This is a genomic window from Arthrobacter sp. NPDC080031, assembly GCF_040702485.1.
Lineage (GTDB): Bacteria > Actinomycetota > Actinomycetes > Actinomycetales > Micrococcaceae > Arthrobacter.
Window position 1 is genome coordinate 136,404 of record NZ_JBFBLA010000003.1, and the last position, 12,505, is coordinate 148,908.

The window sequence follows — 12,505 nt, forward strand, 5'->3', positions numbered from 1 at the left end:
AAACATGGCTACGACCCTCTCTGCGTCCCCGAGCCGGCAAAAGCCGGTTTCGGATCCGGGGCCCAGACGTGCGGCCCGGGGCCGACGGCGCAACGTCGGCTGGCTCTTCGTCGCCCCCTTCGGAATCGTCTTCGTGCTGTTCCTCGTCGCGCCCCTCCTGTATGCGCTCTACCTGAGCCTGTTCAACAAGGGATTGGCGACCGGAACCACCTTCGCCGGGATCTCGAACTATGTGAAGGCCTTCACGGACCCGAACTTCCTCAACGGAGTCGTCTTCGTCCTGCTCTTCGCACTCGTACTGATTCCAGTCCAGATGGCGGTGTCTCTCGCAGTGGCACTGGTCCTCGACGCATTCAGCTCGCTCTTCGTGCGGTTCTCGCGCCTGATGATTTTCCTGCCTTATGCCATCCCGGCCGTCATCGGCGCACTGATGTGGGGCTTCCTCTACAGCCCTTCGTTCGGCCCGCTACAGCAGATCTTCGGAGCGAACGCGCCCGCCCTGCTCAGCCCGTCGAACATCTTCGGTGCACTCGTGAACGTCGTCACCTGGCAGTGGGCCGGATACTACATGATCATCATCTACGCAGCCCTCCAAGGGATCGACAAGAGCCTGTATGAGGCGGCCAGGATCGACGGCGCGAACGGCTGGCAGATCGCGTGGCGGCTCAAGGTGCCGATGGTGGCGTCCTCCTTGGTGCTGATCGTCGTGTTTGCCCTGATCGGCACGCTTCAGTTCTTCACCGAACCGGAGATCCTCGCCCCGATCTCCAACGGCAGCATCCAGCCGAACACGACCCCCAACATCTACGCGTACAACCAGGCGTTCTCGTATGCCAACTTCAATTACGCCTCCGCCCTGTCGTTCGCCCTCGGGATCGTCGTGCTGATCGCCATCTACATCTTCATGTTCGCCACTCGCAAGCGAGGGAGCATCCTGTCGTGAAATCCCCACAGCTCGCCCCCGGGCCAAGCGGAATCCGCCCTCGCGGCAACACCGAATCCACCGTCCGGGCTCTCCGCGGCCAAAGCGCCGTCCTCCCATACCTGTTCCTCGGGTTCCTGATCGTCTACTTCCTGATCCCCATCTGGTGGCTCTTCGTCGCCAGCACCAAGGACGCACAGGACCTGTTCACCAGCCCCAGCGCGCTGTGGTTCGGAAAGAGCTTCAACCTGATCCCCAACCTGTCCGATCTGTTCACCTATGACGAGGGCATCTACATCCGCTGGCTGTTGAACTCTGTGCTCTACGCAGTCGTCGGCGGCCTCGGCGCAACCTCCCTTGCCGTCCTCGCAGGCTATGGCTTCGCCAAGTTCAAGTTCAGCGGCCGCCGCTTGAGCTTCTCTATGCTGCTCGGCTCGGTCATGGTCCCAACCACCGCCCTGGTGATCCCCACGTTCACTTTCTTCTCGGACCTGGGGTTGACGGACACAATCTGGGCCGTGATCCTGCCCTCCCTGCTGAACCCGTTCGGGGTCTACCTCATGCTCGTCTACTCCTCGGACGCCGTTCCGGAGGAACTGCTCGACGCGGCCCGGGTCGATGGTGCGGGCGAATTCCGGACCTTCGTGCAGGTGGCACTGCCCCTGCTGCGGCCCGCGATCGTGACCGTTCTGCTGCTGTCGGTCGTCGCGAACTGGAACAACTACTTCCTGCCGCTGGCGATGCTCTCCGATAAGAACCTCTTCCCGATCACCGTGGGAATCGGCCTCTGGGAAGGCCAGGCCTCCGCCAACAACGGAGGCGGCCACTCCCTCTGGGGACTGATCATCGCCGGCTGCCTGATCTCGATCGTCCCCCTCGTGATCGCATTCCTCTCACTCCAGAAGTACTGGCGCGGCGGCCTTGCCGTCGGAGCCCTCAAGTAGAAACCCAGCCCAACCTCCACCCATTCGGCAGCGAACGCCGCTTTCAAAGGAGCATCGTGAATCAGACACCTATGGCCTCTATGGAAATCGACCCCCAGCGCAGGCAGGTCGAGTACAGCAGGCACATCTTCGGACAGTTCATCGAACACTTCCACCGCCAGATCTATGGAGGCATCTTCGATCCCGGCTCGCACCTGTCGGATGAGCGAGGATTCCGCGTCGACGTCCTCGAAGCCCTCCGGGAACTGAAGATCCCCAACGTGCGCTGGCCCGGCGGCTGCTTCGTCTCCGCCTACCACTGGCTTGACGGAGTCGGGCCCGACAGGTCCCCCGTCTACGACCCCGCATGGCGGGTGGTTGACCCCAATACCTTCGGCACTGACGAGTTCGTGGAATGGTGCCGCGAACTGGGAACCGACCCCTACATCTGCACGAATGCAGGCACAGGGACGCCCGAGGAGATGGCAAGCTGGCTCGAGTACACGAACCGCGAGAAGGGCAGCAAGTGGGCCAACCTGCGGGCAGACAACGGCCACAGCGAACCGTTCGCCGTACCGTTCTGGAGCATCGGCAACGAAAACTACGGAGACTGGGAAATCGGCGCGAAATCGGCGGCGGAATGGGCGTCCCTCGTCACCGAATCCGCCAAGCTCATGCGGCGCATCGATTCAGAAGTCAAACTCCTCGCAGCCGCAGTCGAGAAGCCGGACTGGGCCATCCCGCTGCTCGAGCAGGCCGGGAAGTACCTCGACTACATCAGCATCCACGGATACTGGGACAAGCTAGCCTACTCCAACAACCCCTCGTCCTACCTGGACTGCATGGGCCTGACCCTCGCACCCGAGAAGCAGATTGCCATGGCACGCGCCCTTATCGAGGCCTCCGGGCAGCGGCACGTGAAGATCGCCTTTGACGAATGGAACCTGAGAGGCTGGCACCACCCCTGGGGAAACGACGACGCTGCCATCGCCGCGCGCGACCTCAACGACAACAACGCCACCTACACGATGGCCGATGCGGTCTTCTCAGCGGCCTTCCTCAACAGCTGCATACGCAATGGTGACATCGTCGGAATGGCCAACCTCGCCCCCACGATCAACACCCGCGGGCCCCTGTTCGTCCACCCGGAAGGTGTCGTCAAGCGCACAACCTTCCATGTCATGAGCATGTACGCGAATCTCCTCGGCCCGCGGGTGGTCGATTCCGCCGTCTCATCCTCCAGCCTCAACACACCCGCCGGCGCAGTCCCGCTCGTGGACGCCATCGCCACAGCCGACGAAACCGGGCGAATCAAGGTGGCGCTTGTGAACAAATCCGATGTTGAGCACGCTCAAGTCCGGATCGGGATACAGGGCCAGTCGGTCAACGGAACGCGCACCGCCGTCATCCTGACCGGCCCCCACGCAGATGCATTCAACGACGTCGAGAGCCCGGAGAGAGTCAAGCCCGAGCCGGTTGAACTCCTCTTCAGCGACGGCGTGACCACCCTCCCGCCCCACAGCGTTTCCATATGCGAAATCGGCGAGTTCAAGGCCAATCACAACCCCTACCAGTGGAGCACCGCGATGGGAGTCTGGACGGCAAGCCCCACCACTCCATGACGCATCTGCTGCCCTCGGGAGGAGAGCCCGTTGGGAGTGTCAGGTGACATCGGAACCCCGAGCCGAGGGTTCGTCTCAGCCGGGGGAGATCGCCCTGAGGTAGGCCCTCTCCCCCGGTGTCGCCCGCTGCCACAGCTGCAGCACGACTACCTCAAGGGCACCGTCTACTGCGGTGCCGGCGCGTGCCCCAGGTGGGACTCGAACCCACAACACGCGGATTTTAAGTCCGCTGCCTCTGCCAATTGGGCTACTGGGGCGCCCGGATAATGGTAACCCAGCGCACTCCCCTCCCGGGTCTCCTAGAGCCGTTCGAATGGCGTCGCATAACGAAAGGTTCCGCTGACGCCGTCGGGCCATGCTTTGAGGGGCAACAACTGGAAATGGTCTCCCCACCCGGCGTCGGGGGCCATCACGCCCAGGGTGCGGGCGGGTAGAAACCCGAAGCGCGGATAGTACGCGGTGCTGCCCAGCAGGGCGATGCCCGGTTCTCCCGCATCGTCGGCCCGCCGCGCTGTTTCCCGCAAGAGCGCAGATCCGATGCCGCGCCGCTGCAGGTGCGGCTCGACGCTGAGGGGCCCTAGACCCAAAAGCCGTAGATCACCGATCCAACCGCGGGTACTGATGACGTGGCCCACGATCTCACCGGCAATTTCGGCCACGATGCTGAACTCCGGCAGGTACTCATCGCAGTCGAAAAGTTTGCGCAGCAGCGTCACTTCGGCCGGGACTCCTTCGACCGGCAGCCCGGTGACCGGGCTGGTGGAAAAGGCGGCAGCGGTGAGCGCCAGCACGGACTCGCGGTCGGCCGGCCGCTCCGTTCGAAGCACCACGCCTTGGCCCAGCAGTCCAAGGACTTCCATGGCGTGCCCGCGTTCGGCGGATGGAACCAAAAGGTGGTCGTGATGGAAGCCCGCCAGGACGTTGCAGCTGATACCGGCTGCCGTGAGGGCGGAGCTGACTGCCGCGGTGAGCCCCACAGCTTCCAGCGCAGAGTGGATTTGAAGGGTGATCCACGCCGCCACGAAATCGTAGGACAGTCCCAGGCGCCCGGCTTCCTCTCGGCGCAACACCACGGTGAGGCCTTCCGCTTCGCGGACAGCGGCTTCGATATGGCCTTCAAGCGGTTTCCCGTGCGGCCACAATGCGTACACGTAGTCGCCGTCTCGAAGCACGGGCTGCATGGATGTCAGAAGAGTCGTCAGATCGCTTTCGCCAGCCATGCTGCAAGTCTAGGACCCGCCGTCGCGGACCATGCCGGCATCCGCCGTCGAAGACAGGACCCGGGGCCAACGACGGGTAAACGACGACGGCGGCCGCCTCCCGCGTGGGGAGACGGCCGCCGTCGGCGGTACTACTTGGCGTTCGCTACTTGGCGTCAGCCGTGACCGGGGCCTTTGCTGCAGCGGGCTCAGCAGCCGGCGCGGGTGCGGCGGCCGGCTTGGGGGCCGGGGTGGCCGCGGCCACGAAGGCTCCGCGCGGGTTGTCGAGGTCCAGCAGCTGGGTGGTGTCCCGGCCCATGGTCATGCCCAGGAGCCAGTTGAAGATCACGCGGACCTTGCGCTCACCGGTGGGGATGGCCAAGCCGTGGTAACCGCGGTGGGCCAGCCAGGCGAGTCCGCCCTTGAGGCCGATACGGCCCAGGACGTTGATGTTGGCAACACCCTTCCATTCGCCGAAGCCGGCAACCGCACCGAGGTTCTTGTGCTTGTAGTCGGCCATGGGCTTGTCCCAGCGGGAGGCCCACAGGTTCTTGGCGAGGCGCTTGGCCTGGCGCAGTGCGTGCTGGGCGTTGGGAACGCAGGTGCCGTCCGGCAGGCCGCTGCCCGTGAGGTCCGGAACGGCAGCGATATCGCCGGCCGCCCAGGCGTTGTCGATGATGCCTTCGTCGCCTGCAATGCGCAGGTCCGGGAGGACACGGACACGTCCGCGCGGCTCGAGCGGGAAGTCGGTGGAACGGATCATCGGGTTGGCCTGCACGCCTGCCGTCCACACGAGGGTGTCGGCTTCGAACTCCTGCGCAGGGGACTTGTCCGGCAGGTTGATGAGCTTGAGGCTACCCTCCGCGTTGTCGAGGGAGGTGTTGAGCAGGACCTCGATGCCGCGGCTGCGCAGGTGTTCAACAACCCACTCGGCCTGGGCTGCGGTGACCTCGGGCATGATGCGGCCCATGGCTTCGACAAGAACGAAGCGGACTTCTTCCTGGCGGATGCGCGGGTTGTTCTTGACGGCAGCGCGGGCGAGGTCTTCCATCTCGGTGATGCACTCGATACCGGCGAAACCGCCACCCACGACCACGAAGGTCAGGGCCTTGGCGCGCTCGGCGGCGTTCGTCATCGTGGAGGCGACCTCGATGCGCTCAAGGACCTTGTTTCGCAGGGCCACCGCTTCTTCGATGGTCTTCAGGCCAATGCCCTCGTCGGCGAGGCCCTTGATCGGGAAGGTGCGGGTAATGGCGCCGGCGGCAACCACGACGTCGAAGTAGGGGACCTCGAAAGGCTCTCCACCGTCGGCCGGAGCAACAACAGCGGTGCGGTTCTGGTGGTCGATGCTGGTGACGCGGCCCTGGATGAGTTCCGTCTGCTTGAGGTGCTGGCGGTGGGAGACGACGGCGTGGCGTGCCTCGATGTTGCCGCCGGCCACTTCGGGGAGGAAGGGCTGGTAGGTCATGTAGGGAAGGGGATCAACGACGGTGACGATGCCGCCGGCGTTCGCGATCTTCTTCTGCAGCTTGAGTGCTACGTACAGGCCGACGTATCCGCCGCCGACAACGAGAACACGGGGACGGTCAATGAGCTCAGGGGTGGTTGCCATAACAATAGAGTACAGCACCTTGTGAAAATCTTCACTAACTATTTCCCGAAGCTACACACCAGCCCCGGAGGCTATTTCGGGCCGCTCGGATCCACGGTGTCCACCACGCCGGTCGCGGGCTCGTCGGGCAGTTCCGGGGAGCTCCGGTAGGCGCGCCTCAATTGGACCGAAGCGCCCGCAACGATCGCCACGAAAAGCGATCCAAAGCCGATGACCACCGCGGCCGGAACCGCAGTGTCGGCTTGCGAGGGCGCCTTCGCCGCGGGAACTGTGGGATCCGCCAAGGTGGCTGCGGGGATGCTCGGTTTCGACGTTGGCTGAGGCGTGGGGCTGCTGAGGTCCCCGCGTCGATGGACCCGTATCCATTCCGCAATGGATCCCACCGGATTGCTCGCCACTTCGGGCACATCGGCTTTCAGGGCCGCCTCGGCATTGAGGATGCCGTAACCGTAGATGGGGTCCTTGCCGGGCGCCCCGGCATCCCCGGCCGTGGACACAATCCTGTTGATGACCTGCTTGGCGCTCATATCCGGCCATTTCGAGCGGATCAGCGCTGCGACGCCGGAGACTATCGGTGCGGAGCCGGACGTGCCGGCCCAATCTTCATAGCTCCCCCCGGGCAAGCCACCCACCAGCTTTTCCGCGGGCGCCGAGACGGCGATGCTGATTCCCTGCGAAGAGGCGTCGACGCTGGCCGTACGGTTCCGGTCGAGTCCCGCAACGGTCAGGACGCCCGGAATCGTGGCGGGTGCGCCTACCTGGACGTTTCCGCCGATCCGGTTCCCCGCCGCGGCCACGATCACCACGTCCTTTTGTTCGGCATAGAGGAACGCCGCGTCCCAGCTTTGGGGCCAATCGGGCGAAGTGCTGCCGAGGGAAATGTTAATGACTTTGGCACCGTTGTCCACGGCCCATCGAACAGCTTCGGGAATCTGTTCCTGGTCCGTCTTGCCAGCGGGATTCGGCGAACCGAGCCAAGCGGAGACGGACAGGATCTGGGCTTCGGGGGCGACGCCCACGATTCCGTCCGGGCCAACGCTGGAATCGGGCGAAGAAGACGACGTCGGCGAAGGAGACGCCGATGGGCTGGCCGTAGCGTGTCCGCGCCCTGCAAGGAGAGTCGCAACGAGGGTCCCGTGCTCGGGCTTGGCCCCGATGCTCTTCTGTCCGTCCGGATCGCCCGCACCGGAAGTGTCGGTTCCGCCGACCACCGCGCCCTTGAGGTCGGGGTGTTGCCCGTCCACCCCGCTGTCGATGATGGCCACTTTCACTCCCGCACCTTTGGATACCTGCCAGGCTGCGGAAATGCCGTACTCGTTGAGCCAGTATTCCTTGTCCCGCCAAGAGTCGGCAAACGCCGATGGTGCGGTAAGCAGCGCCCCTGCAAGGGTTCCCCCGGCCAGCATGGCGGCCAGGGCGGCCGATGCTGTCCGGCGGCCCCAACCGTGTGGCAACGTCATCAGCGAATACCCACCTTTAACGAGTACTCCGAGTACTCCGAGTACTCCGGATGCTCAGCGCGATGCCGTCGAGGATGTCGTGCTCGCTCGCGGTGGCCGCAGTGATCGACCCCCCTCCCAGCTCAGCCAAGCGCTGAAGGATACGGCGCCATACGAGGGCGCCGGCTCCGATGACGTCCACGCGTCCGGGGTGCATGTAGGGCAGCCGGGCCCGTTCCTCGCGGCTCATTTCCAGCAGGCTGGTAGCGGCGTCGGTGATGGTCTCGAGGTCCAGGCTGGCACCGTGGATGAGTGCGGGATCGTACTCGCTCAGGCCCAAGGCGTGCGCAGTGATGGTGGTGACGGAACCGGCAACGCCCACGACGGCGGTGGCCCTGCCCAGCGGGACCGTGCGGGCGACGAGGTCAATGGCTGCGTCGACGTCGGCTTCCGCGGCGGCGATCTGCTCCGGCGTCGGAGGGTCGCTGCGGAGGTGCCGTTCGGTCAGCCGCACGCAGCCGATGTCGACGGACCTGGCGGCGATGACGCCGTCGGAGTCTCCGAGGACGAACTCGGTGCTTCCGCCGCCAAGGTCCACTACAAGGATCGGGTCCTTGCCGCGCGAAGGCAGCACGCTGCTCGCACCGGCGAAGGACAGGGCCGCTTCTTCGTCGCCGGAGATGACTTCGGGTTCGACGCCCAGCAGGTTCCGGATCCCGTCAACAAAGACGTCCCGGTTGCGGGCGTCCCTGCTGGCAGAGGTCGCCACGAAACGGACGCCCTTGGCGCCATGATGGCGGATCAGCTCGGCATAGTCGGCGGTTGCCGCAAAGGTGCGTTCGAGCGCCTCTGGGGCAAGTTCGCCGGTGGCGTCAACCCCTTGGCCGAGGCGCACCACGCGCATCTCGCGGACAACGTCCCGCAAGGGAGAGCCGGCGTCCGCACTGTTTGAATCCGCGATCAGGAGCCGGATCGAATTGGTGCCGCAATCGATGGCAGCTACCCGGTTCATACGTTGAGCTCCCCTGCGGCTGGTTCCCCTGCTGGCTCTGTTGCGTGGGAGGAGGACTTGGATTTGCGGACCGGAGCGGGACGGCCCACGATGTCCGGAAGGCCCTGCGGTCCGTGGCGGCTGAGCTCCCGGGACGGGGCCTCCCCCGCACTGTCCCAAGCGCCGTCGCAATAGCAGTGGTCCGCGGTCCACCATTCGCTGATCGCCACGATGGCCTCGTCGCCGAGCGGATTGACGCCGGGACCGGCGGCCAGGGAGTGTCCGACCAGTACGTGCAGGCACTTGACGCGGGTGGGCATGCCGCCGGCAGAGACGCCTGCGATCTCGGGGACGTCCCCGGTGCCGGCCCGTCCGGCAATCTCGTCACGAGCCTGGAGATAGGCTTCGTGGGCGCTCCTGTAGGCCGCTGCCAAAGCCTCGTCAGCCGTGAGCCGTTCGTTCATCTCATTCATGAGCCCCCCGGCTTCCAGCCGCGACACAGCGGCGGTGATGACGGGGTGCGTCAAGTAGAACGTCGTGGGAAACGGGGTGCCATTGCTCAAGCGCGGAGCGGTCGCGGCCACAAGCGGGTTGCCGCACACGCAACGCGCCGGGATTTCGACGACGTCGCGCACCGGCCGTCCGAGCTGGCGGCTGAGGATTTCGAGATCGTGTGCTGATGGCTTGCGGGACTCCTGCGATGCAGGTGCCGAGTTGTCTTCCACTGGCGCTGCCATCCTTCCTGCCCTGTTTGGCCGCGCCCGTCAGGGCGCGACGGCGGCGGGCACCGCGTCTAGTCTGTTGCCGAGCGCCTGATGGATTCCCACAGGCCATCCACCCATGGCAGATTGGACGGGCTCCCGGAAGCTCCCGAGCTGGTGCTTCCGCCCGGTGTTCCGGCGGGAACGTCTCCACCAAACACCCAGTAGCCTGCTTCACCCGGCATAACCATGTTAATGCGGTCTCGGGCTTGTTGTTTCACATAGTTGGGGTCCTGCCACCGCGTGATCTGTTTCTGGAGGCTGGCCTGCTCGGCCTGTTTACTGGCAATGTCGGCTTCCAGGCCGGAGATTTCCGCCTTTTTCTCCAACCAGATCTTGACTGTGGGCGCGAGCATGATGGTGATCGCAATCATCACCACGGCGAGGGCAAGCATGCGTCCGGAGAACGCCTTCGCGGGCACGGGACGCGCGCTGTGGTCCTTGTCGGGGTGGGCCGAGCCGGCACCGGAGGCTTTGTTGGATGCCTTGCCGACAACCGGGGTGTTTCCAGCCCTGCCCGGAAGCGAACCTCCCGGTTTCGCCGCAGAACCAGCCTTGGATCCGGACTGGCCCTTCCTTGGGGTGCCGCCCTCGGGCCTGGCATTGGACGACGTCCTAGACCCGGCGTTAACCTGGCTCTCTGGCTGGCCAGCGTTTGCCTTGCGGGACTCGCCGAAGTCGGCACGGATAACATGGCCGCCGTCGGGGTTCTTTTGTGGCGACCGGCCCAGGGCATCTGCCCGGGGGACCTTGGGGCGGCGGGTGGCCATGACACTCCTGTAATGCCTGGTGCTTGCCTGGCGGGTTGCTGCGCGTTGCGTGCCTCACGGAGCCTGCGGTTTGCCGAAGTGCTCGCACATTTCGTTAAACAGAACCGGTGGCTATGGTCTTTCCACCATAGCCACCGGTCAGCTGTTTCAGCGGATACTAGCCCTTGAAACGCGGGAAAGCGCTGCGGCCGGCGTAGCGTGCGGCGTCGTCGAGCTCTTCTTCGATGCGCAGCAGCTGGTTGTACTTGGCGACGCGCTCGGAGCGGGCCGGGGCACCGGTCTTGATCTGGCCCGCGTTGGTGGCAACGGCGATGTCAGCAATGGTGGTGTCTTCGGTTTCGCCGGAGCGGTGCGAGGTGATGGTGGTGTAACCGGAGCGCTGGGCCAGGGAAACGGCGTCCAGTGTTTCGGTCAGTGAACCGATCTGGTTGACCTTGACGAGCAGGGAGTTGGCCGTGGCGGAGTCGATGCCCTGCTGCAGGCGGACCGGGTTGGTGACGAAGAGATCGTCGCCCACCAGCTGGACCTTGTCACCGATGGTGTCGGTGAGGGTCTTCCAGCCTTCCCAGTCGTTTTCGTCCAGCGGGTCTTCGATGGAGACCAGCGGGTAGTCGGCAACGAGTTCGGCGTAGTAGGCGCTCATCTCGGTAGCCGAGAGTGCCTTGCCTTCGAACTGGTAGGCGCCGTCCTTGTAGAACTCAGAGGAGGCGACGTCCAGCGCGAGGGCGATGTCCTTGCCCGGGGTGTAGCCGGCGTTCTTGATGGCTTCCTGGATCAGGTCCAGTGCGGCGCGGTTGGACGGCAGGTTCGGCGCGAAGCCGCCTTCGTCGCCGAGGCCGGTGGAGAGGCCCTTGGCCTGCAGGACGGACTTGAGGTTGTGGTAGACCTCAACGCCCCAGCGCAGGCCTTCGGAGAAGGTCTCGGCGCCGATCGGGGCGATCATGAATTCCTGGATGTCGACGTCGGAGTCGGCGTGGGAGCCGCCGTTGAGGATGTTCATCAGCGGGACGGGCAGGACGTGGGCGTTAGGGCCACCGAGGTACTTGTACAGCGGCAGATCCGCGGAGGCGGCGGCTGCGTTGGCCACGGCGAGGGAAACGCCAAGGATAGCGTTGGCGCCGAGCTTGCCCTTGTTCGGGGTGCCGTCGAGGTCGATCATGGCCTGGTCGATGCTGCGCTGGTCCGTCGCGTCGAAGCCGATCAGGGCCGGGGCGATTTCGTCGATGACCGCGTCAACGGCCTTCTGGACGCCCTTGCCGAGGTAACGGCCCTTGTCGCCGTCGCGCAGTTCAACGGCTTCGTGCTCGCCGGTGGAAGCACCGGAGGGAACTGCGGCGCGGCCGATCTGGCCATCGGAAAGCAGAACTTCAACTTCTACTGTCGGGTTTCCGCGGGAATCAAGGATCTCGCGGGCGTGGATGGCATCGATAAGCGCCATGGACTGCTCCTTATGGTGAAGCGATTTACTGGGAATCTTGAGGGAAATTCTCGACGTCCTCGTCGCCACTAGCCTAGTCGAGACCGGCCAAGGTTACGGAACGGCGTCGGACCCCTCACGTTTTGTGGCTTCCCCGTCGCGCCCTTGATAGCGGCGGACGGCACCGCGCAAGGCCCGTTCGGCGTCGAAACCCTTCTTCCTCGAGCCCGCGACGACGGCAAGCAGCATGTCTCCGAGCGCGGCTTCGGAATCGGGAACCTCCACCGCCGCGACTGGATCGACACTGCGTTCCGGGCCGCCCGCGCGCTCGGCGCGCTCGGCACGGTCAAGCGACTTTTGCGCCAGGGCGAGGGCGGGAAGGTGTGGTGGTATTCCTTCAAAAGGATCCGAACGCCCGGGCTTTTCGGCCTTCTTCACGGCGTCCCACTTTTCGACGATCTCCTCCACGGTGGCCGGGAAGGATTCCTGCAAGGACCCGTCCGGCTTGAAGACGTGCGGGTTGCGCCGCACCATCTTCTCCGTGATGGTGCGCGCGACGTCGTCGAAAGTGAACTGTCCTTGCTCCTCGGCGAGCCGGGCGTGGAGCACCACTTGGAGCAGCACATCGCCCAGCTCGCCCCGGAGTTCGTCGGCGGTATCGGAACCGGACGCGCCGGCCTCGATCGAGTCGACCACTTCGTACGCTTCCTCGATCAGATACTCGACGAGGGACTCGTGGGTCAGCGCACCCATCCACGGACAATGCTCGCGCAGGGAGGCGATTGTTTGCAGCAGCTCCCCCACCTCGCAAACCCGGCCGGCGACCCCTGCTGCCGTGGGCCGTTCAGG

The 12,505-nt window shown here is 65.0% G+C and carries 11 protein-coding genes and 1 tRNA gene; 3 read left to right on the forward strand and 9 right to left on the reverse strand.

What is annotated here, in order from left to right:
• Window positions 1-4 precede the first annotated feature (4 nt).
• From AB0323_RS03675 to AB0323_RS03685, 3 genes are read left to right on the forward strand one after another with little or no spacing between them, the layout of a single operon-like run.
• Entirely contained in the window at window positions 5-943 is a 939-nt protein-coding gene (locus AB0323_RS03675) for a sugar ABC transporter permease (protein ID WP_366176158.1), read from the forward strand.
• A complete protein-coding gene (locus tag AB0323_RS03680; RefSeq protein ID WP_366176159.1) occupies window positions 940-1,866 on the forward strand; it encodes a carbohydrate ABC transporter permease in 927 nt (308 codons plus the stop codon). Before AB0323_RS03675 ends, AB0323_RS03680 begins: the two co-directional genes overlap by 4 nt.
• A gap of 56 nt (window positions 1,867-1,922) precedes the next feature.
• Window positions 1,923-3,467 (forward strand): alpha-L-arabinofuranosidase C-terminal domain-containing protein, encoded by a 1,545-nt coding sequence (locus AB0323_RS03685; RefSeq protein WP_364532603.1) that lies wholly within the window; start codon window positions 1,923-1,925, stop codon window positions 3,465-3,467.
• A 183-nt stretch (window positions 3,468-3,650) separates the two neighbouring features.
• Here the strand turns inward: AB0323_RS03685 and AB0323_RS03690 are convergent.
• The 9 genes from AB0323_RS03690 to AB0323_RS03730 form a co-directional block, all read right to left on the reverse strand.
• Window positions 3,651-3,724, reverse strand: a tRNA-Leu gene (locus AB0323_RS03690).
• Between the two features lie 42 nt (window positions 3,725-3,766).
• The gene (locus AB0323_RS03695) at window positions 3,767-4,687 is read right to left on the reverse strand and encodes an N-acetyltransferase (RefSeq protein ID WP_366176160.1); all 921 of its coding nucleotides are present in this window, start codon (window positions 4,685-4,687) and stop codon (window positions 3,767-3,769) included.
• Window positions 4,688-4,832: 145 nt separating this feature from the next.
• A complete protein-coding gene (locus AB0323_RS03700) occupies window positions 4,833-6,278 on the reverse strand; it encodes an FAD-dependent oxidoreductase (protein WP_366176161.1) in 1,446 nt (481 codons plus the stop codon).
• 71 nt (window positions 6,279-6,349) lie between these two features.
• Window positions 6,350-7,738: a S8 family serine peptidase gene (locus tag AB0323_RS03705; protein WP_366176162.1), complete on the reverse strand. Its 1,389-nt coding sequence runs from the start codon at window positions 7,736-7,738 to the stop codon at window positions 6,350-6,352.
• A gap of 16 nt (window positions 7,739-7,754) precedes the next feature.
• Window positions 7,755-8,729, reverse strand: a complete 975-nt coding sequence (locus AB0323_RS03710; RefSeq protein WP_366176163.1) for a Ppx/GppA phosphatase family protein — start codon at window positions 8,727-8,729, stop codon at window positions 7,755-7,757.
• Window positions 8,726-9,445, reverse strand: a complete 720-nt coding sequence (locus tag AB0323_RS03715) for a DUF501 domain-containing protein (RefSeq protein ID WP_366176164.1) — start codon at window positions 9,443-9,445, stop codon at window positions 8,726-8,728. Before AB0323_RS03715 ends, AB0323_RS03710 begins: the two co-directional genes overlap by 4 nt.
• Window positions 9,446-9,501: 56 nt before the next feature.
• Window positions 9,502-10,239: a septum formation initiator family protein gene (locus AB0323_RS03720; protein ID WP_366176165.1), complete on the reverse strand. Its 738-nt coding sequence runs from the start codon at window positions 10,237-10,239 to the stop codon at window positions 9,502-9,504.
• Window positions 10,240-10,396: 157 nt separating this feature from the next.
• Window positions 10,397-11,677, reverse strand: a complete 1,281-nt coding sequence (gene eno / locus AB0323_RS03725; RefSeq protein WP_078105972.1) for a phosphopyruvate hydratase — start codon at window positions 11,675-11,677, stop codon at window positions 10,397-10,399.
• Window positions 11,678-11,770: 93 nt separating this feature from the next.
• Entirely contained in the window at window positions 11,771-12,409 is a 639-nt protein-coding gene (locus AB0323_RS03730) for a MazG nucleotide pyrophosphohydrolase domain-containing protein (protein WP_366176252.1), read from the reverse strand.
• Between the last annotated feature and the right edge of the window lie 96 nt (window positions 12,410-12,505).

Coding starts and splice junctions, on each gene's coding strand:
- AB0323_RS03675 (WP_366176158.1), top strand. CDS start 5: ATGGCTACGACCCTCTCTGCGTCCCCGAGCCGGCAAAAGCCGGTTTCG.
- AB0323_RS03695 (WP_366176160.1), bottom strand. CDS start 4,687: ATGGCTGGCGAAAGCGATCTGACGACTCTTCTGACATCCATGCAGCCC.
- AB0323_RS03700 (WP_366176161.1), bottom strand. CDS start 6,278: ATGGCAACCACCCCTGAGCTCATTGACCGTCCCCGTGTTCTCGTTGTC.
- AB0323_RS03705 (WP_366176162.1), bottom strand. CDS start 7,738: ATGACGTTGCCACACGGTTGGGGCCGCCGGACAGCATCGGCCGCCCTG.
- AB0323_RS03710 (WP_366176163.1), bottom strand. CDS start 8,729: ATGAACCGGGTAGCTGCCATCGATTGCGGCACCAATTCGATCCGGCTC.
- AB0323_RS03715 (WP_366176164.1), bottom strand. CDS start 9,445: ATGGCAGCGCCAGTGGAAGACAACTCGGCACCTGCATCGCAGGAGTCC.
- AB0323_RS03720 (WP_366176165.1), bottom strand. CDS start 10,239: ATGGCCACCCGCCGCCCCAAGGTCCCCCGGGCAGATGCCCTGGGCCGG.
- eno (WP_078105972.1), bottom strand. CDS start 11,677: ATGGCGCTTATCGATGCCATCCACGCCCGCGAGATCCTTGATTCCCGC.
- AB0323_RS03730 (WP_366176252.1), bottom strand. CDS start 12,409: ATGGGTGCGCTGACCCACGAGTCCCTCGTCGAGTATCTGATCGAGGAA.